General features: G+C 70.4%; 19 protein-coding genes, 1 tRNA gene and 1 pseudogene. 14 read left to right on the forward strand and 7 right to left on the reverse strand.

All coding sequences use genetic code 11. The annotated features are described in order from the left end of the window. Together ACXJ3V_RS17015 and ACXJ3V_RS17020 are read right to left on the reverse strand one after the other, a co-directional pair. Positions 1-297 (reverse strand): annotated as a pseudogene (locus ACXJ3V_RS17015) (HNH endonuclease signature motif containing protein); the annotation flags it as partial. Between the two features lie 94 nt (positions 298-391). After that, a complete protein-coding gene (locus ACXJ3V_RS17020; RefSeq protein WP_457101526.1) occupies positions 392-1609 on the reverse strand; it encodes an MFS transporter in 1218 nt (405 codons plus the stop codon). A gap of 85 nt (positions 1610-1694) precedes the next feature. Between ACXJ3V_RS17020 and rsmA the strand changes: the two genes are divergently transcribed. Both rsmA and ACXJ3V_RS17030 read left to right on the forward strand, forming a co-directional pair. Next, positions 1695-2540, forward strand: coding sequence for a 16S rRNA (adenine(1518)-N(6)/adenine(1519)-N(6))-dimethyltransferase RsmA (rsmA, locus tag ACXJ3V_RS17025; protein WP_457101527.1), 846 nt, complete (start codon positions 1695-1697; stop codon positions 2538-2540). Between the two features lie 120 nt (positions 2541-2660). Beyond that, positions 2661-3584, forward strand: a complete 924-nt coding sequence (locus tag ACXJ3V_RS17030) for a phosphodiesterase (RefSeq protein WP_457101528.1) — start codon at positions 2661-2663, stop codon at positions 3582-3584. On the opposite strand, the gene ACXJ3V_RS17035 is transcribed toward ACXJ3V_RS17030, so the two are convergent. Further along, positions 3532-4752, reverse strand: a complete 1221-nt coding sequence (locus ACXJ3V_RS17035; protein WP_457101529.1) for a stealth conserved region 3 domain-containing protein — start codon at positions 4750-4752, stop codon at positions 3532-3534. The two genes, ACXJ3V_RS17030 and ACXJ3V_RS17035, sit on opposite strands and share 53 nt — an antisense overlap. Positions 4753-5290: 538 nt before the next feature. Between ACXJ3V_RS17035 and ACXJ3V_RS17040 the strand changes: the two genes are divergently transcribed. From ACXJ3V_RS17040 to ACXJ3V_RS17055, 4 genes are read left to right on the forward strand one after another with little or no spacing between them, the layout of a single operon-like run. Further along, a complete protein-coding gene (locus tag ACXJ3V_RS17040) occupies positions 5291-6358 on the forward strand; it encodes an aldo/keto reductase (RefSeq protein ID WP_457101530.1) in 1068 nt (355 codons plus the stop codon). After that, positions 6355-7290, forward strand: a complete 936-nt coding sequence (locus tag ACXJ3V_RS17045; protein WP_457101531.1) for a 4-(cytidine 5'-diphospho)-2-C-methyl-D-erythritol kinase — start codon at positions 6355-6357, stop codon at positions 7288-7290. The genes ACXJ3V_RS17040 and ACXJ3V_RS17045 overlap by 4 nt, the downstream gene beginning before the upstream one ends. 16 nt (positions 7291-7306) lie before the next feature. Beyond that, positions 7307-8635, forward strand: a complete 1329-nt coding sequence (locus tag ACXJ3V_RS17050) for a GNAT family N-acetyltransferase (protein WP_457101532.1) — start codon at positions 7307-7309, stop codon at positions 8633-8635. Between the two features lie 49 nt (positions 8636-8684). Continuing rightward, on the forward strand, positions 8685-10502 hold the full coding sequence (locus ACXJ3V_RS17055) for an ABC-F family ATP-binding cassette domain-containing protein (protein ID WP_457101533.1): 1818 nt from the start codon (positions 8685-8687) through the stop codon (positions 10500-10502). A gap of 18 nt (positions 10503-10520) precedes the next feature. Here ACXJ3V_RS17055 and ACXJ3V_RS17060 read toward each other — a convergent pair whose 3' ends face one another. Then, positions 10521-11018 carry a MarR family winged helix-turn-helix transcriptional regulator gene (locus ACXJ3V_RS17060; protein ID WP_457101534.1) on the reverse strand — a complete coding sequence of 166 codons (498 nt, stop codon included), beginning with the start codon at positions 11016-11018 and terminating at the stop codon, positions 10521-10523. A gap of 20 nt (positions 11019-11038) precedes the next feature. Beyond that, positions 11039-12052 carry a LacI family DNA-binding transcriptional regulator gene (locus ACXJ3V_RS17065; protein WP_457101535.1) on the reverse strand — a complete coding sequence of 338 codons (1014 nt, stop codon included), beginning with the start codon at positions 12050-12052 and terminating at the stop codon, positions 11039-11041. Positions 12053-12190: 138 nt separating this feature from the next. On the opposite strand from ACXJ3V_RS17065, the gene ACXJ3V_RS17070 reads away from it, so the two are divergent. The 7 genes from ACXJ3V_RS17070 (at position 12191) to ACXJ3V_RS17100 (ending at position 20492) form a co-directional block, all read left to right on the forward strand. Further along, positions 12191-12262, forward strand: a tRNA-Gln gene (locus ACXJ3V_RS17070). A gap of 1 nt (position 12263) precedes the next feature. Continuing rightward, positions 12264-13736: a bifunctional UDP-N-acetylglucosamine diphosphorylase/glucosamine-1-phosphate N-acetyltransferase GlmU gene (glmU, locus tag ACXJ3V_RS17075; protein ID WP_457101536.1), complete on the forward strand. Its 1473-nt coding sequence runs from the start codon at positions 12264-12266 to the stop codon at positions 13734-13736. After that, positions 13711-14745 (forward strand): ribose-phosphate diphosphokinase, encoded by a 1035-nt coding sequence (locus ACXJ3V_RS17080; protein WP_457101537.1) that lies wholly within the window; start codon positions 13711-13713, stop codon positions 14743-14745. The genes glmU and ACXJ3V_RS17080 overlap by 26 nt, the downstream gene beginning before the upstream one ends. A 66-nt stretch (positions 14746-14811) precedes the next feature. After that, positions 14812-17511 carry an HAD-IC family P-type ATPase gene (locus tag ACXJ3V_RS17085; RefSeq protein ID WP_457101538.1) on the forward strand — a complete coding sequence of 900 codons (2700 nt, stop codon included), beginning with the start codon at positions 14812-14814 and terminating at the stop codon, positions 17509-17511. A gap of 100 nt (positions 17512-17611) precedes the next feature. Next, complete coding sequence (locus ACXJ3V_RS17090; RefSeq protein WP_457101539.1) at positions 17612-18049, forward strand: FMN-binding protein; 438 nt, start codon at positions 17612-17614, stop codon at positions 18047-18049. Beyond that, positions 18046-18924 (forward strand): FAD:protein FMN transferase, encoded by an 879-nt coding sequence (locus ACXJ3V_RS17095; protein ID WP_457101540.1) that lies wholly within the window; start codon positions 18046-18048, stop codon positions 18922-18924. The genes ACXJ3V_RS17090 and ACXJ3V_RS17095 overlap by 4 nt, the downstream gene beginning before the upstream one ends. After that, positions 18921-20492 carry an FAD-dependent oxidoreductase gene (locus ACXJ3V_RS17100; RefSeq protein WP_457101541.1) on the forward strand — a complete coding sequence of 524 codons (1572 nt, stop codon included), beginning with the start codon at positions 18921-18923 and terminating at the stop codon, positions 20490-20492. Before ACXJ3V_RS17095 ends, ACXJ3V_RS17100 begins: the two co-directional genes overlap by 4 nt. On the opposite strand, the gene ACXJ3V_RS17105 is transcribed toward ACXJ3V_RS17100, so the two are convergent. Both ACXJ3V_RS17105 and ACXJ3V_RS17110 read right to left on the reverse strand, forming a co-directional pair. Continuing rightward, on the reverse strand, positions 20486-22015 hold the full coding sequence (locus ACXJ3V_RS17105) for a sensor histidine kinase (RefSeq protein WP_457101542.1): 1530 nt from the start codon (positions 22013-22015) through the stop codon (positions 20486-20488). The genes ACXJ3V_RS17100 and ACXJ3V_RS17105 overlap by 7 nt on opposite strands. Before the next feature lie 11 nt (positions 22016-22026). After that, complete coding sequence (locus tag ACXJ3V_RS17110) at positions 22027-22761, reverse strand: response regulator transcription factor (RefSeq protein ID WP_457101543.1); 735 nt, start codon at positions 22759-22761, stop codon at positions 22027-22029. A gap of 181 nt (positions 22762-22942) precedes the next feature. Here ACXJ3V_RS17110 and ACXJ3V_RS17115 point away from each other — a divergent pair, with 181 nt between their 5' ends. Further along, positions 22943-24406 (forward strand): ABC transporter permease, encoded by a 1464-nt coding sequence (locus ACXJ3V_RS17115; protein ID WP_457101544.1) that lies wholly within the window; start codon positions 22943-22945, stop codon positions 24404-24406. Positions 24407-24447 lie beyond the last annotated feature (41 nt).

Genomic DNA, 24447 nt, shown 5'->3' on the forward strand with positions numbered 1-24447 from the left:
GGCGTGCGTTGCGCCCGTGAGGTCTTGAATCAACGCGACGGGGGAGCGGTGGCCGCGGACCTGCGCAAGCCCGTTATGGCCCGCATCTCGCGTCGAGCGGGCGGCGACGACCCCGGAGGCCGTGATCCGCACCTTCTCGGCGGCGCGGATGAGCCGGGATGCGACGCCGATCAGGCTCACGACGGTCGCGTCGTCGAGCTCGTTGATCTTCACCGGGAGAGCGTCGGCCGCAGTGTCTTCGCCCAGCGCGTCGCGCAGCACCTCGATGTGCTGCGCAAGGTCGGTGAAGAATGTCATAGTCGATGGTCCCAGCGACCACCGACATTAGAACGGAGATGCGAGCCAATTCCGCAATGCAAAGATAACGAATGCGTAACGGAATCGCCCCAGGTCACGCCCTCGCCGAGCGCACGGGCGAGAACACCGCGATCCCCGCCGCGACACCGAAGACTGCGGCGACGATCCAGAGCGATTCGGGCACGCCCACGGCCGACGCGAGCACCCCGCCCGCGACGGCGCCGATCGCGGCCGCGGTGCGATTCACCGACCTCCCGGTCGCATTCACACGGCCGAGCACCCGATCCGGCACAGCCTGCTGCCGGTAGCTCATCTCGTTCGCGTTCTCCAGGCCCGCCGCGAGACCTCCCACCGCAAGCGCGACGAACAGGAGAACGATCCCGCCTGCGCCCCCCACCGAAGGAACAAACGCGACGGCCACCCAGGCGACGGGATAGATCACACGCGCCCCGGCGATTGTCGCGCCCTGCCCGAAACGGTGGCCCAGCCGCTCAGCCAGCGACGCTCCGACGAGGGCTGCGGCGCCGATGGTGGACAGGAGAAGCCCGAACAGCGCCGCGCCGAGATCGAGCGTGCGCAGTGCGAGCAGCGACAGGATCGTCAGCGACGCGGCGTTCGCGACGAACCAGACGTGCGTCGAGAGCGCGAGCGGCAGGAGAATCGGATGCCGGTAGGTCGCCGTCAGCCCTTCCCTGATGTCCCGCAGCACGTGCCCGCGGGTGCGCGTGGGAGTCTCCTCCACGCGGATGCCGGCGACGAGCACGGCATCGACGAGATACGTGAACGCGTCGATCAGCAGGGCGAACGGTGCACCGACCCACCGGACGAGCAAACCGGCGAGCGTCGGGCCGACCGTCTGGGCGGCGGCCTCGCCCTGGTCCAGTCTCGCGTTCGCGCGAAGCAGTCCATCGCGAGCCACCAACCGCGGCAGAAGCGACTGAGACGCGGCAAAGCCGAACACCGCGAACGAGCCGAACAGCAGCAGCAGCGCGACGAGATTCCACACCGCGGGAACGTGAAGCCACCACAGCACCGCGATCATGCCGAGACTGAGCGCACGACCGAGACTCGCCACCACCAGGGTCGGGCGGCGACGCCACCGGTCGACGTACACCCCGGCGACGAGTCCCAGGACGGCGTATGGGACGAACTGGGCAGCATTGACGATCCCGACCTGCACAGGGTCGGCGCCCAGCCCGTCGACCACGAGGACGGGCAGGGCCACGGCGGTCGCCGTCGTGCCGAACGCGCTGAGCGTGTTCGCGCCCCAGAAACGCCGGAACCCGGCATCCTTCCCACGTTCCGCGTCCATCGCCCCAGTATCGCGTGCGGCGCGAAGAGGCCCAGGGAAGGCGGCCGCGCCGCGACCTAGCAGCCCGCCTGGCTACTGTGGACCCATGCCCGTTACCCTGCTCGGCGCCGGCGAGATCCGCGCCCTCGCCGCCGAACTCGACGTGACGCCCACCAAGAAGCTCGGCCAGAACTTCGTCGTCGACGCCAACTCGGTGCGCAAGATCGTGCACGTCGCGCGGGTCGCGGCGGGCGAACACGTCGTCGAGGTGGGGCCTGGACTCGGCTCCCTGACGCTCGCGATCCTTGAGTCCGGGGCATCCGTCACCGCCGTCGAGATCGACCACCGGCTCGCCGAGCGTCTTCCCGAGACCGCGGCGAAGCACGGGGTTGAGGATGGCGCGCTCACCGTCATCGACGCCGACGCACTGAGGATCACCGAGCTTCCTGGTGAGCCGACCGTCCTCGTCGCGAACCTGCCGTACAACGTGAGCGTCCCGGTGCTGCTGCACTTTCTGGAGACCTTCCCGCACCTCGAGCGCGGCGTCGTCATGGTGCAGGCCGAGGTGGGGGAGCGGCTCGCCGCGCCACCAGGATCCAAGATCTATGGCGCCCCCAGCGTCAAGGCCGCCTGGTACGGCCCATGGCGCCTTGCCGGCACCGTCTCGAGGCAGGTGTTCTGGCCCGTCCCCAACGTCGACAGCGTGCTCGTCGCCTTCGAGCGCGATCAGCTACCGCGCGGCACCGAGGCGGAGCGCCTGCGAACATTCCAGATCGTGGATGCCGCGTTCCAGCAGCGTCGCAAGATGCTCCGGCAGGCGCTGTCCGCTGTCCTGGGCGGCACGTCGGCCGCGGCATCCGACCTTCTCGAACGCGCCGGCGTCGCCCCCACCGCCCGCGGCGAAGAGCTCTCCATCGAGGATTTCGTGCGAATCGCGCGCACTCCGGCGTGACGCAGGGTTACACGTTCCCGGCTTGTTCTCCGGGTGTTCACGAAACATGCCTGTAACATTTGGCGGGCTCGGTCATCGTGGCGTGAGCAGCATCACCACGTCGACGAGAGGGACGAGCGCATGCGTCAAGCCGAATATGCGGCACCGGAGCGTGTGTTGCTGCACCTGAGCGACACTCACCTGCGCGCGGCGGGATCGCGGCTGTTCGACCTCGTTGATGCGACGGCGCAGCTGCGCAAGGCGCTCGGTGCGATTGAGGCATCCGGCATCTCGCCGGACGGGATCGTGTTCACCGGCGACCTCGTCGACCTCGGTGAGGGTGATGCCTACCGCGAGCTGCGGGCGATCGTCGAGCCCTTCGCGGCCCGCCTCGGCACCCGGGTGTTCTGGGTCATGGGCAACCACGACGACCGCGCGGGCTTCCGCTCGCGCCTGCTCGACGAGCACTTCACCGACCCGATGCGCCCCGTCGACCGGGTCGACGAACTCGACGGGCTGCGGCTGATCACTCTGGACTCGACGGTTCCCGGCCTGCATCACGGCGAACTGCGCGAGGAGCAGCTCGCCTGGCTCGCCGGCGTGCTGGCGACTCCTGCGCCGCTCGGCACGATCCTCGCGATGCACCACCCGCCGGTTCCGAGCGTGCTTCCCCTGGCATCGACGGTCGAGCTGCGCGATCAGGCGCGTCTCGCCGACGTGCTCCGCGGCACCGATGTGCGGTCGATCATCGCCGGCCACCTGCACTACTCGACGTTCGCCACCTTCGCCGGCATCCCGGTGTCGGTCGCCTCATCGACCTGCTACGCGCAGGACCTCACCGTGCCGGTCGGCGGCACCCGGCCGCAGGACGGCGCGCAGGCTTTCAACCTCGTGCACGTCTACGACCAGACGATCGTGCACTCGGTCGTCCCCGTGGATGCGCCGCGCACGCTCGAATTCATCGATCCCGCGGAGGCCCGCCGGCGCATCTCCGACGCCGGGATCGCCCCGCTCAGCGCCGCGCGGACGGATGCGCCGACTGAGCCGATCGGCGTGCTTCGCTGATTTCGTCCCGCTCCCACGGCGCGCGTACCGGGAACATCCGCTCGAGCGACGTGCGCAGCGCATGCACGCGCACCTCTTCGGGAATCTGCGCCGGTCCGCCGTCGTTGAGGCAGAACATGTCGATGTCGGTCCGGTCCGCCAGCCGCTCCATGCGGCGCAGCGAATCGGTGAGGGTCGTCTGCACGTAGCGCACCCTTGGTCGCTTCGTGGTGACCGCTCGTCCCGTCATCAGCGCGTAGTAGTGGTACAGGCTGTTGGTGACCGACACGTCGGTGGCGGAGCGGAATCGGGATGCCGCGGTCCGGGCGAAATCGTCCGGGAAGGTCTGCTMGAGCTCGGTCATGACGCTGCGCCGGAGCGGCGTCGCGCAGTGCTCCAGGTCGCGGACGATCGTCCGGCCGAACCGGCGGCGCAGCAGGTCGCGGTTGACGCGAAGCCCGTTGTCATGTCCGCTGCGCGCCGACGCGGGGGCGCCGGCGCCGATGCGCACCTCGCACTCGACGAACTTCGACACCCCGGCAGCGGTGAAGAAGAGCTCCGGCTCGACGAGGCGGCCGAAGAACATGTCGTCGTTGGAGTAGATGAAGTGCTCGGCGAGCCCGGGGATGCGGTGCAGCTGCGCCTCGATGGCGTGCGAGTTGTGCGTCGGCAGCACCGAGGGATCGGCGAAGAACTCCTCGCTGCGCACGATGGTGACTTTGGGGTGCTCCACCAGCCACGTCGGCACCGGTGAATCGGTGGCGATGAAGATGCGACGCACCCACGGGGCGTACATGTGCACGCTGCGGAGTGCATAGCGAAGCTCGTCGACATGGCGGTAGCGCGCCGGACCGTCATCGCCGGCGCCGACGACGTACTCGGCCATCTGCGCGGCGCGTTGGCGCTGGAACTCGCTCGCCGAGCCATCAACCCACGAGAAGACGACATCGACGTCATGGGTGAACTCGTCCGGCTGCGCGTCGAACATCCCGGAGATCGTGCGCCACGTCCGTCCGTAGCGCTCCACTTCGGTGAAGGTCAGGTCGTCCGTCGCAGTGCTGCGTCGGGTGAGGGCGTTGTCGTTCGGCGCTTCTACGACGTCGTCGCCGAAGTGCCAGAACTCGAGCCGCGCGGCGGTCGGCGAGCCGTACCGCACCCGTGCGCTCCCGGCGACGCGCGGGCGGAACACCCGCAGTGCGCTCGGAGTCGTGGGGATCGGATCCGCCTCGACGGCCAGCTGCGCCGGGCGGTTGCGCGCTTTGACGTACAGGGGCTCGTGGGTGCCGAGCTCGGCCAGCGCAGCGGTCGCGGCATCCCGGTCCGCGATGCTCGCGACCAGCGCGGGAACCCGGCGATCATGCCGGATCAGCAGAGTCGCGACTCCTGCCTCCGCGAGAGCGTCCGCGACGAGCAGGAGGTCGGCGATGCGCGCCTCCTCGGGGGAGACGGTGTCATGGACGAGGTGCAGGATGCCGCCGTCCAGCGCGATGTCGCCTCGTTCGACGAGGCCGGACCAGGAGTTCTGCTGCCGCGGCAGTGCCGTGAGTTTCGAAATGGAAAGCCTCCTTTGCGGATCGCGCTGCGTCGGGATCCCGGTGTGCTCCTCACACTATGGACGGAGTGTTTCCGGAGCATTTCCCGGGCCTGCCCCTTGACACCGGATTCACGGCGTGCCACTGGCGCAATCGGCCCTGCGCGCGGKGGGCGCCCGCCGATAGCCTGGTGGCGTGACCGACGCATCCCGCTTCCGCCTTGACGTCAAAGACCTCCACCGCCCCTATTCGGCGGCTGCCGACCGCTACGCGGCGACGGACTACCGTCAGGTCGGAGCGTCCGGTCTCTACCTGCCCCCGATCTCGCTCGGGCTGTGGTGGAACTTCGGCGACAACATCCCGTTCGACCGTCAGCGCGAGGTGCTGCGGCACGCGTTCGACCGCGGGATCACGCACTTCGATCTCGCCAACAACTACGGCCCGCCCTACGGCGCCGCGGAGACGAACTTCGGGCGGATGATGCGCGAGGACTTCGCGCGCTACCGCGATGAGCTCATCGTCTCGTCGAAGGCGGGCTACGACATGTGGCCGGGCCCGTACGGCGACCTGGGTTCGCGCAAGTACATCCTCGCGAGTGCCGAGCAGTCGCTGACGCGGATGAGCCTGGACTACGTCGACATCTTCTACTCGCACCGCGTCGACGCGGTGACTCCGATCGAGGAGACCATCGGGGCGCTCGACACCCTCGTGCGGCAGGGCAAGGCGCGCTACGTCGGGATCTCGTCGTACAGCGCCGAGCGCACGGCGGTGGCCGCCGCGGTCGCGCGGAGCCTCGGGACGCCGCTCGTGATCCACCAGCCCTCGTACTCGATCCTCAACCGCTGGGTCGAAGACGGCCTCACCGCAGTGCTGAAGCAGGAGGGGATGGGCGCCATCGCGTTCACGCCGCTCGCCCAGGGCCTGCTGACTGGGAAGTATCTCGGGGACGGCACCGCCCAGCGCGCGCAGCAGCGCTCTTCGCTGCCGCAGCAGACCGTGTCCGAGACGGGCCTCGCGCACCTGCGCGGACTCGACGTCGTCGCGAAGGGCCGAGGGCAGACGCTCGCCCAGCTCGCCATCCAGTGGGTGCTGCGCGACCCGGTGGTCACCTCCGCGCTGATCGGGGCATCCTCGACCACGCAGCTCGACGAGAACCTGGCGGCGCTGTCCGGACCCGCCTTCACGACCGAGGAGCTCGAGCAGATCGACGCGCTCTCGGATGGCATCGACGTCAACATCTGGGCGCAGTCGGCCGAGCTGTGAGCGACTTCGCCGCCGCCGATCGCGTCCATGTCCGGGCGCCCGGAAAGATCAACCTCTTCTTCGAGGTCGGGGGTGTGCAGGACGACGGCTATCACGACGTCGCCTCGGCGTATCAGGCGGTGTCGCTGTACGAGGACGTCTGGGCAGAACCGGCCCGGGACTTCTCGATCTCGGTCAGCGGCAGCGTCGACATCGACGGTGTKCCGAGCGACGACCGCAACCTCGCCCTGCGCGCGGCGCGCATGCTCGCCCAGCGCGCGGGCTACGACGGCGGCGTGCACCTCGAGATCGTCAAGCATGTGCCGGTGGCCGGGGGGATGGGCGGAGGGTCAGCGGATGCTGCGGCCGCCCTCGTCGCGTGCGACCTGCTGTGGGGCACCGAGGTCGGCCAGGCCGAGATGCTCCGCCTCGCCTCGCGGCTCGGCGCGGACGTGCCGTTCGCGGTGCTCGGCGGCACCGCCGTGGGCACCGGACGCGGCGACCAGCTGAGCCCCGCCCTCGCGACTGGACGCTTCGACTGGGTGATCAGCGTCTTCGCCGGCGAGGGGCTGTCCACTCCGGAGGTGTACGGCCGGCTCGACGAGCTGCGCACCCGCTCCGCGCCCGACATCGAGCCGCATCGGGCGACGCCCGAGGTCGACCCGGGGGTGCTGCACGCGCTGCGCGCGGGCGACCCGCACGCTCTCGCCGAGCACGTGCGCAACGACCTTCAGCCGGCCGCCCTGGCGCTGCGACCGGTCCTCCGCGATGCGCTGGAGCTCGGGGAGCGGTCCGGCGCGCTGGCGGGGATGGTGTCCGGGTCGGGACCGACGCTCGCCTTCCTGACCGAGGGGCCGGAGGCCGCCCTCGAACTGCAGGTCACGCTCGCGGCCGCGGGCCTCCACGCGCTGCACGTGCACGGGCCGGTGCCCGGGGCGCGTGCGATCGGCTGATCGAGAGGAGAGATCGATGCACACGAAGGTCGATTCCACGGCGTTCCTGACGGAGCCCCTCGACGAGGAGTCCCGGCAACGGCTCGCGGCGACGGGGCTGGAGCCGCGACTGGTGTCGTTCGAAGACCCGGAGGGGTACGCGAACTGGTACCAGATCGTGGCGCGCGGGTTCCTCGACGGCGAGCGCTCCGAGGCGGAGGTGGCGGCGAGCCGGGAGCGGAGCGGCCATCGGCGCATGACGGGCATCTTCGATCCCGCCGCGCCGATGCCCGCCGCGCCGGTCGCCTCGATCGCGTCGTGGATCGGCGAGCTGACGGTGCCGGGCGGTCGCGGCATCCCGTCCTGCGCCATCTCCGCCGTGACGGTCGCCCCGACGCATCGACGGCGCGGGATCGCCCGGGCGATGCTCGAGGGCGAGCTGCGCACCGCGGCGGCCGCCGGCATCCCGCTCGCCATGCTCACGGTGAGCGAGTCGCAGCTCTACGGCCGCTACGGGTTCGCGCCGGCGGCGGCGAGCGCGTCGTGGCACATCGATGTCAAGCGGGCGGTCTGGATCGGGCCGCGGCCCGGCGGGCGGGTCGACTTCGTGCCCCGGGAGCGTGCCCGTGCGCTCATCGCGCCGCTGCACGAGCGGGGACGACTCACCGTCGCGGGCGAGATCGATGTGCCGGCGGCGCTCTGGGACGTCTTCGCGGGCACCCGGCCCGACGCTAAGGAACCCGGCAAGACGCGTGCGATCCAGTACGCCGATGAGGACGGCGAAGTGCGCGGGGTCGCGCTGTACTCGGTGCGCGAGAACGAGAAGGACTTCACCAAGTCCACCGTCACCGTCTCCTACCTGCTCGCGGAGACCGACGATGCCTACGCGGCGCTCTGGCGATTCTTCGTCGAACTCGACCTGGTCGGCGAGGTGCGGGCGCATGAGCGCTCGGTCGACGAGCCGCTGCGCTGGATGATCTCCGACCAGCGGGCCGCGACCGTGATGATCGCCGACCACCAGTACGTGCGGATCCTCGATGTGCCGACAGCGCTCGAGGCGCGCACGTTCGGCGCGGCCGGCGTGCTCGCCCTCGAGGTCTCGGACTCGCTCGGCTTCGCTGCGGGCCGGTGGCTGCTGACGGTCGACGAGGCAGGTCGGGGCGAGGTCACCGCGTGGGACGCGCCGGAGGCACCGGCCGGCGCGGTGACGGTGGCGCTCGGAGTCGAAGAGCTCTCGGCCGTCTACCTCGGCGGGGTGTCGCTCGCGACGCTCGCCGCAGCCGGTCGACTGCAGACGACGGATGCCTCGGCCGCCGCTCGCGTGTTCGGCTGGCACGCCGCGCCGCGCCTCAGCATCTGGTACTGATCCCATCCTGGCGCGGGCACCCAGCCGGCTCGCCTAGCCTGGGAGGGACATGGCACATCTTCTCGGGGCCGAAGCCCTGCACCTGGAATTCCCCACCAAGGTCGTCTTCGACGGCGTTTCGCTGGGCGTCGACGAGGGCGACCGCATCGGCATCGTCGGCCGCAACGGCGACGGCAAGTCGAGCCTGATGGCGATGCTCGCGCGCAGATTCGAACCCGACGCGGGCCGCGTGACCTACCGCGGCGGCGTGCGGGTCGGCGTGCTCGACCAGGCCGACACGCTCGACGACGCCCTCACTGTAAGCGGTGCCGTGGTCGGCACGCGCTCCGAGCACGAGTGGGCGGGCGACGCTCGTACGCGCGACGTCATCGCCGGCCTGCTCGCCGACATCCCRTGGGATGCCGAGATCGGGAGCCTCTCCGGCGGCCAGCGGCGGCGCGTTGCCCTCGCCGCGCTCCTCTCCGGCGACGATGACGTGCTCTTCCTCGACGAGCCCACGAACCACCTCGATGTCGAGGCCATCGCGTGGCTCGCCGAGCATCTGAAGCGGCGCTGGGCCGCGACATCCGGCGCCCTGCTCGTCGTCACCCACGACCGGTGGTTCCTCGATGAGGTCTGCACCAAGACGTGGGAGGTGCACGACCGCATCGTCGAGCCCTTCGACGGCGGCTACGCCGCGTACATCCTGCAGCGCGTCGAGCGCGACCGGCAGTCCACCGTCATCGAGGCGCGACGACAGAACCTCGCCCGCAAGGAGCTCGCCTGGCTGCGGCGCGGCGCCCCGGCCCGCACCTCGAAGCCGAAGTTCCGCATCGACGCCGCGAACGAGCTCATCGCCGATGAGCCGGAGATCCGCGACAAGCTCGCACTGCAGTCGCTCGCGGTCTCGCGGCTCGGCAAGGACGTCGTCGACCTGCTCGACGCGTCCGTGTCTTACCCTTCGACAGGCTCAGGGACCCCGAAAGAGGTCCTGCATGCCGTGGAGTGGCGCATCGCGCCGGGCGAGCGGACCGGCATCCTCGGGGTGAACGGCGCGGGCAAGTCCACCCTGCTGGGGCTCGTATCCGGCGACGTGGAGCCGACGGCGGGCCGCGTCAAGCGCGGCAAGACCGTCCAGGTCGCCACGCTCACGCAGCGCCTCGACGAGCTCGAAGAGCACCTGAACGATCCGGTCAGGGTCGTGATCTCGCGCCTGCGCACGACCTACGAGTTCGGGTCGGGATCGAAGTCGCAGGAGCTCACCCCTGGGCAGCTCCTGGAGCGGATGGGCTTCGCCAGCGCGCAGCTGTCCACGCCCGTCAAGGACCTCTCCGGCGGGCAGAAGCGGCGGCTCCAGCTGCTGCTGATCCTGCTCGAGCAGCCCAACGTGCTGATCCTCGATGAGCCGACCAACGACCTCGACACCGACATGCTCGCCGCGATGGAAGACCTGCTCGACTCATGGCCGGGCACCCTCATCGTCGTCTCGCACGACCGCTACTTCCTGGAGCGCGTCACCGACCAGCAGTACGCGATCCTCTCCGGGCGCCTCCGTCACCTGCCCGGCGGGGTGGACGAATACCTGCGACTCCGCAAGCGCGAGCAGGACGCGCCCGCCGCGGGGGCGAGCGCGCCGACCGCGTCCCCGACGGCAGCGCCTGCGCTCGCCGGCGCCGAGCTGCGCACCGCGCAGAAGGAGCTCGCCGCGCTGGAACGACGCCTGGCGAAGCTGGAGACCCAGATCCTCGCCGGACGCGCCGGGCTGGCCGATCACGATCAGGGGGACTACGTCGGCATCGCCGCCGAGATGGCTCGCATCGGGGGCCTCGAGAGCGATCGCGAAGCCGCCGAGGCGCGCTGGTTCGAGCTCAGCGAGCTGCTCGGCTGATCCGCCGGGCTGGCCTGGTCAGGCGTCGAATCCGAGGCTGAGCTTGCGCAGCAGGCCCGCGAGGCGCTCGCGATCGCCGCGCGTCAGCGCAGCGAGCAGCACGGCCTCGGCGTCGACCAGCCGCGTGATCGCGGCATCCACTCGAGTACGTCCATCCGGCGTGAGGGTGACCAGGATGCTGCGCCCGTCGTCCGGGTCGGCTTCCCGCCGCACCAGCCCGCGTGCGACGAGCCGGTCGATGCGGTTGGTCATGGTCCCGCTCGAGACGAGCGTCTGCTGCAGGAGCTGCTTCGGGCTCAGCTGGAACGGTTCGCCGGCGCGGCGGAGTGCCGACAGCACGTCCCATTCCCACGGTTCGAGCTCACTGCGGCGGAATGCCTCTCGGCGGGCGCGGTCGAGGTGGCGGGACAGCCGGTCGACCCGGGAGAGCACTTCGAGGGGCGAGAAGTCGAGGTCGGGGCGCTGCGCGGTCCACGCCTCGACGATGCGATCGACCTCGTCGGCCTCCTGAGTCATGACCCCATTATCGGGGGCGCTCAGGCGCTCTCGCGGACCACGAGGGTGGTCGGCAGGGCGATCGACTCCCGCTTCCGGCCGGCGATGGCGTCGATGAGGAGGTCGACCATGCGCTCGCTGATCTGGTCCCACGGCTGGCGCATGGTGGTGAGCGGCGGCTCCTGGGTCTCGGCGAGCCCGGAGTCGTCGAAGCCCGCGACGGCGACGTCTTCGGGGATACGCCTGCCCGCCTTGCGCAGGGCCGCCATGGCGCCCACGGCGATGATGTCGGATGCCGCGAACACGGCGTCGATGTCGGGCGCTCGCTCGAGCAGTCTCGTCATCGCCTCAGCGCCGGCGCCGCGTTCGTAGGCCACCTGCTCGACGAGCGCCGGATCGAACCGGTCGCCCATCTCGGCCTGAAATCCCACGAGGCGGAAGCGACCGCCGGGCGTGTCATCGGGACCCGTGATGATCGCGATGCGCCGGTAGTCCTTCTCGATCAGATAGCGCGTCATCGCCCGCGCTGAAGCTTCCTCGTCGACCGACACGGTGGGAACGTGCGCATGATCGCCGAGCGGGACGCCCGAGCAGACCGTGGGGATCCCGGCCGCGACGAGGGAGGCGAGCAGCGGGTCGGATTCATGGGAGGAGACCAGCAGCACGCCATCGACGTGGCCCGCCTTCACATACTGCTCGACGCCGGCCCGTTCCGTCGGGGTGCCGGCGACCAGCAGCACGAGGGTCATCGAGCGCGACGTGAGGGCCTCGGCGGCTCCGCGGAGGAGCAGGGCGAACGTCGGATCCTCGAAGAGGAGATGCTGGCTCTCGGTGAGCAGGAACGCGAGGGATCCGGAGCGCCCGGTCGCGAGGCTCCGCGCGGCGTGGTTCGTCGTGTAGCCGGTGCGGTGGATCGCCTCCTCGACGGCCTCTCGGGCCGCGGGGGAGACCCAGTGGCCGCCGTTGAGCACGCGGGACACCGTGCCGTGCGAGACTCCCGCCTCGGCCGCGACATCGCGGATGGTCGGCTTCTTCCTGCCGGTACTGGTCCCCACGAGCGCTGACTCTACCCGGAGCCGTCACGGGCTGATCCACCCGTGGCGGCGGGGGCACGGCGAACCCCGGCGCCACGGTCGTCCGGCCCGCACATGGCAGACTTGATGCGCGGCGCCCGATTCGTTCGGACGCAGCGGTCCGCCGTGGTGTAACGGCAGCACGACAGCCTTTGGAGCTGTTAGGCCCAGGTTCGAATCCTGGCGGCGGAGCATGTCAGAGATCGCCGCAGACCCGCAGCTCGCCGTCATCGTCCTGGCCGCGGGTCAGGGCACCCGGATGAAGTCCGCCCTGCCGAAGGTGCTGCACGGCATCGGCGGCCGGCCGCTGGTCGGGCATGTGCTCGACACCGCCTACTCGCTCTCGCCCGCGCGCGTCGTCGTGGTGGTGCGCCACGAGCGCGACCTGGTCGCCGCGGCCGTGCTGGACTCGGCGCCGACCGCGATCGTGGTCGACCAGGACGACGTCCCCGGCACCGGGCGGGCCGTCGAGCTCGCCCTCGCCGCGCTCGCCGGCTTCGACGGCGACGTGCTCGTGCTGAGCGGCGACGTGCCGCTGCTCGAAGGCGACACCCTGGCCGGCCTCGTGKCGGCCCACCGCGCCGGCGCGGCCGCGGCCACCGTGCTCAGCGCCGATGTCGCCGATGCCACCGGCTACGGCCGCGTCATCCGCGACGCCGACGGCGCGGTGCAGCGCATCGTGGAGCAGAAGGATGCGACGGCGGACGAGGCATCCGTCTCCGAGATCAATGCGGGGGTCTACGTCTTCCAGGCGCCCGCGCTGCGCACGCACATCGCGCTCGTGGGCACGGCCAACGCGCAGGGCGAGCGGTACCTCACCGACGTCGTGGCGCTCCTGCGCGACGCGCGGCTGACCGTGGCGGCGTCGAGTGCTCCGGATGCCGCGACCGCCCTGGGCGTCAACGACCGGGTGCAGCTGGCCGAGGCCGCCCGCCTGCTGAATGCCCGCACCGTCCGGCGGTGGCAGCTCGCGGGAGCGACGATCCTCGATCCTGCGACGACCTGGATCGATGTGACCGCCACGCTCGCGCCCGACGTCACGGTGCTGCCCAACACGCACATCCTGCGCGCCACCGTCGTGGAGACCGGCGCCACCGTCGGACCGGACACGAGCCTCGTCGACTGCGAGGTGGGGGAGGACGCCACCGTCACCCGCACCGATGCGACCCTCGCCRTCATCGGCGCCGGCGCCAGCGTGGGCCCGTTCGCCTACCTCCGCCCAGGCACAGTGCTGGGCGTGAACGGCAAGATCGGCACGTTCGTCGAGACGAAGAACTCCACGATCGGGGCGCGCAGCAAGGTGCCGCACCTTTCGTACATCGGCGACACCACCATCGGCATCGGGGTCAACCTCGGCGCCGGCGCCATCACCGCGAACTACGACGATCTCACCAAGCACCGCACCGAGATCGGCGATGAGGTGCATGCCGGGTCGCACAACGTCTTCATCGCTCCCGTTAGGATCGGAGATGGCGCGAAAACCGGGGCCGGGGCGATCATCCGCAAGGATGTTCCTGCCGGCGCACTGGCGTACAGCGTCGCTCCTCAGCGCAATGTCGAGGGGTGGGTCGAGACCAGAAGACCGGGGACCGGCGCGGCCGAGGTCGCTGCCCGGGCTCGGTCCGCACAGAAGGCGGACGATGGCGCGCAAGAACAAGACGGTTGATCTGGACCGCGAGCACGACATCGCCCCCGGGCTGGTGGCCAAGACCAAGAAGCGTCTCGTCGTCGCCGAAGGCCGCTCGCACCCCACTCTCGCTGCGGATGTCGCGTCGTCGCTCGGCACCCAGCTCGTGCCGACCGAGTACCGCACCTTCGCCTCCGGAGAAATCCTGACCCGGTTCGAGGTGTCGATCCGCGGGTGCGACTTCTTCCTCATCCAGAGCTTCGGTCCGCCGGTGAACGAGTGGCTCATGGAGACGCTCATCATGCTGGACGCCGCGAAGCGCGCGTCGGCGAAGCGGATCACCGTGGTCGCCCCGTACTACCCGTACTCCCGCCAGGACAAGAAGAGCCGCGGCCGTGAGCCGATCAGCGCACGACTCGTCGCGGATCTGCTCAAGACCGCCGGCGCGGACCGGGTGATGAGCGTCGACCTCCACGCGGCCCAGATCCAGGGCTTCTTCGACGGTCCGGTGGATCACCTGTTCGCCAAGCCGGTGCTGCTGGAGTACTTCGAGCGGACGCTCAGCGCGGAGGACCGCGCCAAGCTCACGGTGGTCTCGCCCGACACCGGTCGCGTGCGTGTCGCGGACACCTGGTCGGACAGCCTCGGTGCGCCCCTTGCCATCATCCACAAGCGCCGTGATCCGAATGTCGCGAACCAGGTCACGGTCAACGAAATCGTCGGTCAGGTCGATGGCCGGGTGTGCCTGCTGGTGGACGACATGATCGACACCGGCGGCACGATTGTGAAGGCCGCCGAAGCACTCAAGGCCAGCGGCGCAGAACGCGTGATCGTCGCGGCCACGCACGCGATCTTCTCGCACCCCGCCGTCGAGCGACTGCAGAGCGAGGCGATCGACGAAGTGGTCGTGACCGACACCGTCCCGATCCCCGAAGTCAAGCGCTTCCCGACCCTGACGATCCTCCCGATCGCGCCGCTGCTGGCGCGTGCGATCCGCGAAGTCTTCGAGGACGGCTCGGTCACCAGCATGTTCGACGGCGCCGCCTGACCCCACCGGAATCGCTGTGGCATAGCCTGACAGTGCACCCGCCGGACGGTGCACGAAGGGGTTCCGATGCCGACACCGCAGACAGAAGCCGAACTCGTCGTCGCTCGGCCGTTCGCGCTCGAGATCGATGAGGTGGTCGAGTCGCTTGCCACTGACCGTGGCGGACTGACGACCGCGGACGCGGCCAACCGGCTCACGCTGATCGGCCGCAACGAGCTGCCCGCGCCGAAGCAGAAGCCCGCGATCCTGCGGTTCCTCGCGCACTTCAACGACACCCTCATCTACATCCTGCTGGCCGCCGCGGTCATCAAGGCGCTGATGGGGGACTGGCTCGACTTCTGGGTCATCATGGCCGTCGCGATCATCAACTCCGCCATCGGCTTCATCCAGGAGGGTCGCGCCGAGAAGGCGCTGGCGGGCATCCGGGGCATGCTCTCGGCGGAGGCGAGCGCGCGGCGCGACGGTGGATGGGTCACCGTCCCGGCGGCCGAACTCGTGCCCGGCGACGTGGTCCGGCTGATGCCCGGCGACAAGGTGCCCGCCGATGTCCGGCTGCTGGAGGCGTTCCAGCTCCGCGTCGACGAATCGGCGCTCACCGGCGAGTCGGTGCCCTCGTCGAAGACCACCGAGCCGGCTCCGGTCGACGCCGGGGTGGGCGACCGCACATCGATGGCCTTCTCCGGCACGATCGTCTCGGCCGGGCAGGGGCGGGGCCTGGTCACCGGCACCGGCGTCGGCACCGAGATCGGCAAGATCCAGAGCCTCTCCGACGAGGCGGGGTCGCTCCAGACGCCGCTCACCCGGCAGCTCGACGACTTCGGGCGCATCCTGACGATCGTCATCCTGGCGATGGCGGCCTTCATGCTGCTGATCGGCAAGTTCCTGCACCAGATGCCCTTCGACGACCTGATCTCCGCCACGATCGGCTTCGCGGTCGCGGCGATCCCCGAGGGCCTGCCGGCGCTCGTGACGATCACGCTCGCGCTCGGCGTGCAGCAGATGGCCCGCCAGAACGCCATCACGCGCAAACTCCCCGCCGTCGAGACGCTCGGGTCGGTGACGACCGTCTGCTCCGACAAGACGGGCACGCTCACCAAGAACGAGATGACGGTGCGGCGCATCGTGACGCCGGTCGCGACGTACGACGTCACCGGGCTCGGCTATCAGCCCGACGGCGCGATCCAGCCGCTGGACGGCGCGGTCGCGGGCGGCGACCTCTCGGCGATCCTCGCGGTCGCGACGCTCTGCAACGACGCGCACATCGTGCCCGACCCAGCGACCGGCTCAGGAACCACCGGTTGGGCGCTCGTCGGCGAGCCCACCGAGGGTGCGCTCAAGGTGGTCGCGATGAAGGGCGGCGTCGACGGCGCCGGGAGCGGCCGGCTCGCCGTGCTGCCCTTCGATTCGGCGAACAAGTTCATGGCGACGCTCAACGGCGGCGCCGAGGGTTCCAGGGCGATCCTCGTCAAGGGCGCACCCGACCGGCTGCTGGAGCGCTCGATCGCGCAGCGCGGTGCGAGCGGTCCAGAGCCGCTCGACGTCGCCCGGTGGGATGGCGTCATCGACGAGCTCAGCGCGCAGGGACTGCGGGTGCTGGCGGCCGCCCGCCGCGCGGTCGGGGCGACGGTGGACGGCGTGACGGCGGACGACCTCCGGGACCTCGAGTTCCTGGGAGTCTGGGGCATCGTCGATCCGCCCCGGCCCGAGGCCATCGCCGCGATCGCGGACTGCCACGCCGCGGGGATCAGCGTCAAGATGATCACCGGCGACCACGCCGGCACGGCCCTCGCGATCGGTCGCGAGATGGGACTCGTGAGCGGCGATCACGTGCGCGTCCTCACCGGCCCGGAGCTCGAGGCGCTCAGCCAGGAGCAGCTCAAGGAGGTCGTGCGCGACGTCGACGTGTACGCGCGCACGAGCCCGGAGCACAAGATCCGCATCGTCCGCGCGCTGCAGTCCCACGACGAGGTCGTCGCCATGACCGGCGACGGCGTCAACGATGCCCCGGCACTGACGCGGGCCAACGTCGGCATCGCGATGGGCATCAAGGGCACTGAGGCCACGAAGGAGGCCGCTGAGGTCGTCCTCGCCGACGACAACTTCGCCACGATCCGCAGCGCGATCGCGGAGGGGCGCCGGATCTACGACAACCTGCGCAAGTCGGTCATCTTCTTGCTGCCGACKAACGGGGCGCAGTCCCTCGTCATCCTCATCGCCGTCCTGTTCGGGCTGACCCTGCCGCTCACCTCGGTGCAGGTGCTGTGGGTCAACATGGTGACCGCCATCACCCTCTCCCTCGCGCTGGCCTACGAGCCCGCGGAGCGCGGCATCATGTCCCGGCCGCCCCGCAAGTCCGGCGGCTCCATCATCGACGGCCGCGAACTCGCGTTCGTGCTGCTCGTCTCGTTCGTCATCGGCGGTGCCGCGATGGGCGTGTTCTACTCGGTCGCCGCGACCGGCGTCGACGTGAACTATGCGCGGACCGAAGCCGTGCTGATGCTCGCCCTCGGCCAGATGGCGTACCTGCTGAACTGCCGCTTCATGTCCCGTTCGTCCATCACGCTCGAGGTGCTCCGCGGCAACCGGACGGTCTGGCTGTCCGCGGGCGCGCTGCTCGTGCTGCAGGCGCTGTTCACCTACGTCCCGGTGATGAACACGCTGTTCGAGTCGCAGCCGCTCGCCCTCATCTCGTGGGTGCTCCCACTCGTCCTGTCGGTCGTCATCTTCTTCGTCGTCGAAGGGCTCAAGGCGCTCTTCCGGCGGTGACGCTCATAACCGATTCATAGGCGGAACCGGCCGATCCGGCTTCCCGCGCCCTCTAGCGTGGAGTGAGCACCTGCACCCCCCTGTACCGAGGAGAGCCCAGATGAACCCGCGCACCGTCGCCACCCGAGCCACGATCACCGCCGGAGCGGGGATCATCGGGCTTCTGTCGCTCGCCGGCTGCGCCGCCGATGCCCCCTCGACTGGGGACGCGGCACAGGGCGGCTCGGACACCTCGGCGCCGGCCTACGAGGACGGCACCTACACGGCTGATGGCACCTACTCGACGCCGGAATCGGTGGAGACCATCACGGTCACCGTGACGCTGGAGAGCGACATCATCACCGCGGTCGAGGTCACCGGCAATCCCTCCAAGCCGGAGTCGAAGGTCTACCAGGGCAAGTTCATCGGCGGCATCTCCGAGGAGGTCGTCGGGAAGGACATCGACGAGATCTCGGTGAGTCGCGTGGCCGGCTCCTCGCTCACGAGCAGCGGGTTCAACGCCGCGATCGAGACGATCAAGGACGACGCGGCGGGTTGACCGTGCCCGGTGCCGATGACCGCGCGCGGTGGCGTTTCGACGCGATCGGCACGGTGTGGGAGATCGAGACGGATGCCGCGCTCGGCGCCGCACTCCGCACCGAGGTCACCCGCCTCATCGGGGGCTTCGACGCGGAGTGGTCACGCTTCCGCGATGACTCGGTCGTCTCCCGGCTCGCGCGGCACGGCGGTGAGGTGCCCGCGCCGGCGGACGCCGCGATCATGCTCGACGCGTTCGCCGACCTCTCCCGCGCCACCGACGGTGCGGTCAACCCGCTCATCGGCGCCGCGCTCGAGCACCGCGGCTACGACCGCCGCTACTCCTTCGTCGATCGCGGCCCGCAGGCTGCGCCGGACCAGTGGCAGCGGCTGCTGACCTGGACCGCTGACCGCCTGACGCTGTCCGAACCCGCCCTCATCGACGTCGGGGCGCTCGGCAAGGGCCGCCTCGTCGATCTCGTCATGGCCGCGGTCTCCGCCGTGACCGACGGCACCGTGACCGTCGACGCGGGCGGCGACCTCGCCGTCCGCGGACCCGCACAGCGCATCGGGCTCGAGCATCCGTACGATCCGCGCCGCGCGATCGGCGTCATCGAGCTGACGGATGCCGCGCTCTGCGCGTCGGCGACCAACCGGCGTGCGTGGGGCGAGGGCCTGCATCACGTGCTGGACGCGCGCACCGGCGTTCCGGTGCGGACGATCGCCGCGACCTGGGCGGTCGCCGCCACGGCGATGCACGCCGACGCGATCGCGACAGCGCTGTTCTTCGAGGGCGGACCGGCGCTCGCTCACGCGTGGGGCGTGGAGTGGGTGCGGATGACAACGGACGGCCGCGTCGAGTGGTCGCCCGGGAGTACGGCAGAGTTGTTCGGGTGACCAGCTCTCTCACTGCCGCGTCCGCGCGCGGCCTCGACCTGCTCGGCCGCCTGTCGATGTACCGCCTCGTGGTGCTCTCCCTGGCGTGCCTCGCCGTCTTCGCGTTCGCGAGCTCGTTCTTCGGGCTGGTCGCACCCACGTGGCTCGAGCTCGTCGTCACGCTCGCGGTGCTGACGGGGGTGTGCATCGCGGTGGATGCCGCGGCCCAGGCGATGCTGAAGCTGCCATGGCGGCTGGAGTCCTCGCTCATCACCGCGCACATTCTGCTGTTCGTGCTGCGCCCCACCCTCGACCCGGCGGCCCTCGCGGGGATCGTGCTCGCCGCGGGCGCGGCATCCCTCTCCAAGTACGTCCTCGCGTGGCAGGGGCGGCACATCTTCAACCCTGCCGCCGTCGGCGCGACCGTGCTCACCGTCGTGGCGATCTGGGTGCCCGCGCTCGGGACGTCGTCGTGGTGGGTCGGCACGCCGGTCATGGCGGGACCCGTGATCGTGCTGGGCTTCCTCGTGCTGTGGCGCACCGAGAAGCTCCGTGTCATCGGCGTGTTCCTGGTGGTCGCGGTCGCGGTCGCCCTGATCCGCACGTCTGCGCAGTATCAGGCTGCCGGGGTCGAGATCGAGACCCTCACGCTCTTCTGGCAGATCCTGTGGTCGTCGCCGTTCCTGTTCCTCGGCGCGTTCATGCTCTCCGAGCCGCTTACCCTGCCGCCGCGGCGCTGGCAGCAGTTCATCGTCGCGGGCGTCGTCGGCTTCTTCGCGGGCTGGCCGATCGACCTCGGGCCGATCAGTCTCGGGCAGGAGCGGGCGCTGCTGATCGGCAACGCCGTGGCGTTCGCGCTGTCGCTGCGGATCGCGGTGAAGCTCACGCTGCAGGACCGCACCGCGCTGACGCCCACCGTGCGCCAGCTCACCTTCCGCACCCGCCGGAAGCTCTCCTTCGTCCCCGGTCAGTACCTTGAGCTCGAGCTCCCGCATCACCACCCGGATGCGCGCGGCACCCGCCGCGAGTTCAGCATCGCCTCGGCGCCCGAGGATCTCCCGCTCGTCACGGTCGCCTTCCGCGAATCGGCCGGGTCGGCGACGAAGCCGCTCAGCTCGTTCAAGCGCGCGCTGGCGGAGGTCACCGCCGGCACGGACCTCGGTGTCACCGGGGTGTGGGGCGACTTCCTCCTCCCCGCCAAGACGACGAACCCCATCCTCATGGTCGCCGCCGGCATCGGTGTCACCCCGTTCGTGTCGCAGCTGCGCCACCTGCGTCTCACCGGGGAGGACCGCGACATCGTGCTGGTCTACGTCGCGTCGGATGCCTCGGAACTGGCGTTCCGCGATGAGATCGAGGCATCCGGAGTCCCGGTGATCGTCTTCACGCGGGATCAGCCCGCCGACCTGCCTCGGCACTGGCTGTGGGCGCGCGGCGTGCGACTAGATGCGGAGGGCCTGCTGCGGGTCGTGCCGGACATCGCCGCCCGCCACGCCTACATCTCGGGCCCGTCCGGGCTCATCGCGGAGCTCGCCCCCGCGCTCGAAAAGGCGCGGTCGATCACGACCGACGCCTTCTCGGGCTACTGACCCGGCGCCGCCGGAGGGTCCGCCGGGCGGGCGGGGAGGCGCACTTCGAAGACCGTGTCGCCGGGCTCGCTGCTCACCGAGATCGACCCGGAGTGCGCGTCGACGATGGCCCGGGCGATCGAGAGACCGAGGCCGGTGCCGCCGGTCTTTCGGGCACGTGAGCGGTCGGCCCGCGAGAAGCGCTCGAACAGCTCGTCGCGCACGGCCGGATCGATGCCGGGGCCGTCGTCGCGCACGCGCAGGAGGGCATCGGTGCCGTCGCGCTCGACGCTCACTGTGACCGTGGTGCCGGCCGGCGTGTGGGTGGACGCGTTGGCCAGGAGGTTCGCGGCCACCTGATGCAGCCGGCCCGCGTCGCCCGCGATGACGACGGGCACTTCGCCGACGTCGAGCACCCAGGCGTGGTCGGGGCCGGCCGGCTGGGCGTCGCCCACCGCCTCGATCGCCAGGCGGGTGAGATCCACGGTGCCGTAGACGAGTTCCTGCCCTTCGTCCAGGCGGGCGAGCAGCAGCAGGTCTTCGACCAGCGTCGTCATGCGCAGCGACTGCGCCTGGATGCGCTCCAGCGACTGCTCGGTCGGATCCTCGGCGACAGGGGCCGCGTCATCCGAGATGCCCTCCGCGTCGCGGGCCATTCGYAGGCCGCGCAGCGACAGCTCCGAGTAGCCGCGGATCGAGGCGAGAGGCGTGCGCAGCTCATGGCTGGCGTCGGCGACGAACCGCCGCATCCGCTCCTCATTGTGCTGGCGGGCGTCCAGTGACGCGTCCACATGGTCGAGGAGGGTGTTGAGGGCATGGCCGACCCGCCCGATCTCCGTGCGGGGGTCGGCCTCGGCATCCGGAACGCGCTCGGTGATCGAGACCGCACCGGCGGCCATCGGCACGTTCGCGACCCTCGTCGCCGTCTCGGCGACGGCGCGCAGCGGTCGCAGCCCGGCGCGGACGATGAGGGCGATCGCGATCGCGAGCACCAGCAGGCCGACTGCCGAGATCCCGAGCACCGCCGCGAAGATCTTCGCGATCGTGGACTGGACCTCGCTGAGCGGCATACCGACGATCGCGACGTAATTCTGCAGCTGGTACGCGTAGACCCGGTACTCGCCGATGCCGTCGACCGAGATCGAGCTGGAGCCCGGGTGCGTCACGTCGCCCACCACGTCGGAGACCTGCTCCGCGGTGAGCTCCTCGACGGTGCCGTCCGAGCCGACCACCGCGCCGTTGGTGAGGCCGCTGCCTGAACTCAGGACGAGCATGACGCCGGGCTCCTGGCGCCCCGCGCTGAGCACGTCGTATGCCGTGACCGTGCGGCCCGCGGTCGACGGGTGTCCCTGCAGGCTCAGCAGCACCTGAGCGGTCTCCTGGGCCCGCTCGCTGACCTTGGCGGTGAGGTTGTCCTGCAGGATCTGCCCGAGGAAGGCGCTGATCGCGACGGCGATGCCGACGACGATGAGCGCCACGATGCCGATGATCGTGACCATCAACCGCGCCTGCAGGCTCCACGCCCGGCGCGTTGCGGTGCTCATGGTGCCGTCGCTCACTGGGGTGTTTTGATCATGTAGCCGACGCCGCGCACGGTGTGGATGAGCGGTTCGCGACCCTGGTCGATCTTCTTGCGGAGGTACGAGATGTACAGCTCGACGACACTGGAGCGCCCGCCGAAGTCGTAGTTCCACACTCGGTCGAGGATCTGGGTCTTCGAGACCACGCGGCGCTGGTTGCGCATGAGGTAGCGCAGCAGCTCGAACTCGGTCGCGGTGAGTTCGATCTGGTCGCCGGCGCGCTCGACCTCGTGGCTGTCCTCGTTGAGCGAGAGGTCGCCGACGCGCAGGATCGGCTCGGCCTCGGCAGCCATCGCGGTGCCGGCCCGGCGCATCAGCCCGCGGAGGCGAGCGACCACCTCTTCGAGGCTGAACGGCTTGGTCACGTAGTCGTCGCCGCCGGCGGTGAGGCCGGCGACGCGGTCGCCCACGGAGTCCTTCGCGGTCAGGAACAGTACCGGCACGTCGTTGCCGGACTGGCGGAGCCGGTGCAGCACGGCCATGCCGTCGAGGTCGGGCATCATGATGTCGAGCACCATGACGTCCGGATCGAAGTCGCGCGCCGACTGCAGCGCCTGGAATCCGGATGCCGCGGCCCGGACATCCCAGCCCTCCATGCGGAGGGCCATCGAGAGCAGATCGGTGAGCATCTGCTCGTCGTCGACGACCAGCACACGCAGCGGCGAGCCGTCCGGACGGGTCAAGGCGTGGGTGGGGGAAGTCACGGTCATGACCTCATCTTGGACCCGTTCCTATGGACTTGCTATGGAGCGCGCTATGCGTCATCTGTGAATCGTCAGACGGATGCCTCGTGCCTCATCGCCCATTCATAGGCGGCCCTGAAGATGCGCATCGAACCGCTTCCTAGCCTCGTCGACGACGGCAGGCCCACCGCCCGCCGGAAGGAGATCCATGTACTGGACGTATCTGCGGCGCGAACTCGCCGGCCGCAAGAAGCAGACGATCATCGTCGCGGCGGGACTCGCCATCGCGATCGCCCTCGTCATCATCGTCAACGCCCTGTCGGCCGGAGTGCGCGACGCGCAGGCACAGGCGCTCGAGTCGGTCTACGGGGTCGGCACCGACCTCACCGTGACCGGCGCGATGGCCGAGCCCGGTTCCGACGGCGGAGGCAGGCAGTTCGACTTCGGCGAGGACGGCGGCGAGACCGCGGACGACGGCACGACCTCGCTCAGCCAGTTCCGCCTCTTCGCCGACCGCATGCGCGGCACCCTCGACGCCTCGACCGTCGACACGGTGGCCGGTGTGGACGGCGTGGCCGCGGCATCCGGCGCTCTCAGTCTGACGAACACGACCTTCTCGGGCGAGCTCCCGCAGCGGCCCACTGATAGCACCGACGGTCAGCCCGCTCAGGGCGATCAGGGCGCTCAAGGCGGCCCGCAGGGCGGCTTCGGCGGCGGCTCGTTCGACGTCGACGCGTTCACCGTGCTCGGCATCGATCCGTCCGCCTCCGCCGTGGGACCCCTGTCCGCGGTCACCGTGAGCGATGGCCGAACGCTGACCTCCGACGACGCCGGAGCGAATGTCGCGGTCCTCGACGCCACGTACGCCTCGACCGCGGACCTCGCCGTCGGCGACACGGTCGACGTCGGAGGAACCGCGATGGAGGTCGTCGGGATCGTCACCTCGACGTCCAGCTCGGCAGACACCGCGGCGAACGTCTACATCCCGCTGGATGTCGCCCAGACCCTCTCCGGGGTCGGCGATGTGGTCTCGACGGTCTATGTGCAGGCCGAGTCCGCCGATCAGATCGCGACAGTGCAGGCCGACATCGAGGCCGCGCTCCCCGATGCCACGGTCAGCTCGCAGTCCGACCTCGCCTCGACGGTCTCCGGGTCGCTCTCCAGCGCCTCGTCGCTCATCACGAACCTCGGCACCTGGCTTTCACTGATCGTGCTCGCGGTGGCCGTCGTGCTCGCGGTGCTGTTCACGATCTCGGGCGTCTCTCGACGCACCCGAGAGTTCGGCACCCTCAAGGCGATCGGCTGGTCGAACGGCCGCGTCGTGGGTCAGGTCGCAGGCGAGTCCATGATCCAGGGGCTGATCGGCGGTGTCGTCGGGCTCATCGTGGGGCTGACGGGGATCTGGGTGATCAACCTGGTCTCTCCGACGATCTCGTCCGCGCCGACCGTGACCCAGGGYGGCCCGGGCCAGGGCGGACCCGGCGGCGGCTTCGGCGGCGCGGCAGCGATCGCGCAGCAGACGGCGGATGTCGTCCTCCACGCACCGCTGAGCATCTGGGTCGTCGTGGCCGCGGTCGGCCTCGCGGTCGCGGGCGGTCTCATCGCCGGCGCCTTCGGCGGCTGGCGTGCGGCCCGGCTGAGCCCGGCCGAAGCCCTGCGCTCGGTCGCCTGATGAATCCGCTGGACCGCTCCGCGGCCGCGCCCGCCCATCCC

This window comes from Microbacterium sp. P5_E9, from assembly GCF_054049175.1.

Coding starts and splice junctions, on each gene's coding strand:
- rsmA (WP_457101527.1), top strand. CDS start 1,695: ATGCCCGTTACCCTGCTCGGCGCCGGCGAGATCCGCGCCCTCGCCGCC.
- ACXJ3V_RS17060 (WP_457101534.1), bottom strand. CDS start 11,018: ATGACTCAGGAGGCCGACGAGGTCGATCGCATCGTCGAGGCGTGGACC.
- ACXJ3V_RS17090 (WP_457101539.1), top strand. CDS start 17,612: ATGAACCCGCGCACCGTCGCCACCCGAGCCACGATCACCGCCGGAGCG.
- ACXJ3V_RS17020 (WP_457101526.1), bottom strand. CDS start 1,609: ATGGACGCGGAACGTGGGAAGGATGCCGGGTTCCGGCGTTTCTGGGGC.
- ACXJ3V_RS17080 (WP_457101537.1), top strand. CDS start 13,711: ATGGCGCGCAAGAACAAGACGGTTGATCTGGACCGCGAGCACGACATC.
- ACXJ3V_RS17110 (WP_457101543.1), bottom strand. CDS start 22,761: ATGACCGTGACTTCCCCCACCCACGCCTTGACCCGTCCGGACGGCTCG.
- ACXJ3V_RS17030 (WP_457101528.1), top strand. CDS start 2,661: ATGCGTCAAGCCGAATATGCGGCACCGGAGCGTGTGTTGCTGCACCTG.
- ACXJ3V_RS17050 (WP_457101532.1), top strand. CDS start 7,307: ATGCACACGAAGGTCGATTCCACGGCGTTCCTGACGGAGCCCCTCGAC.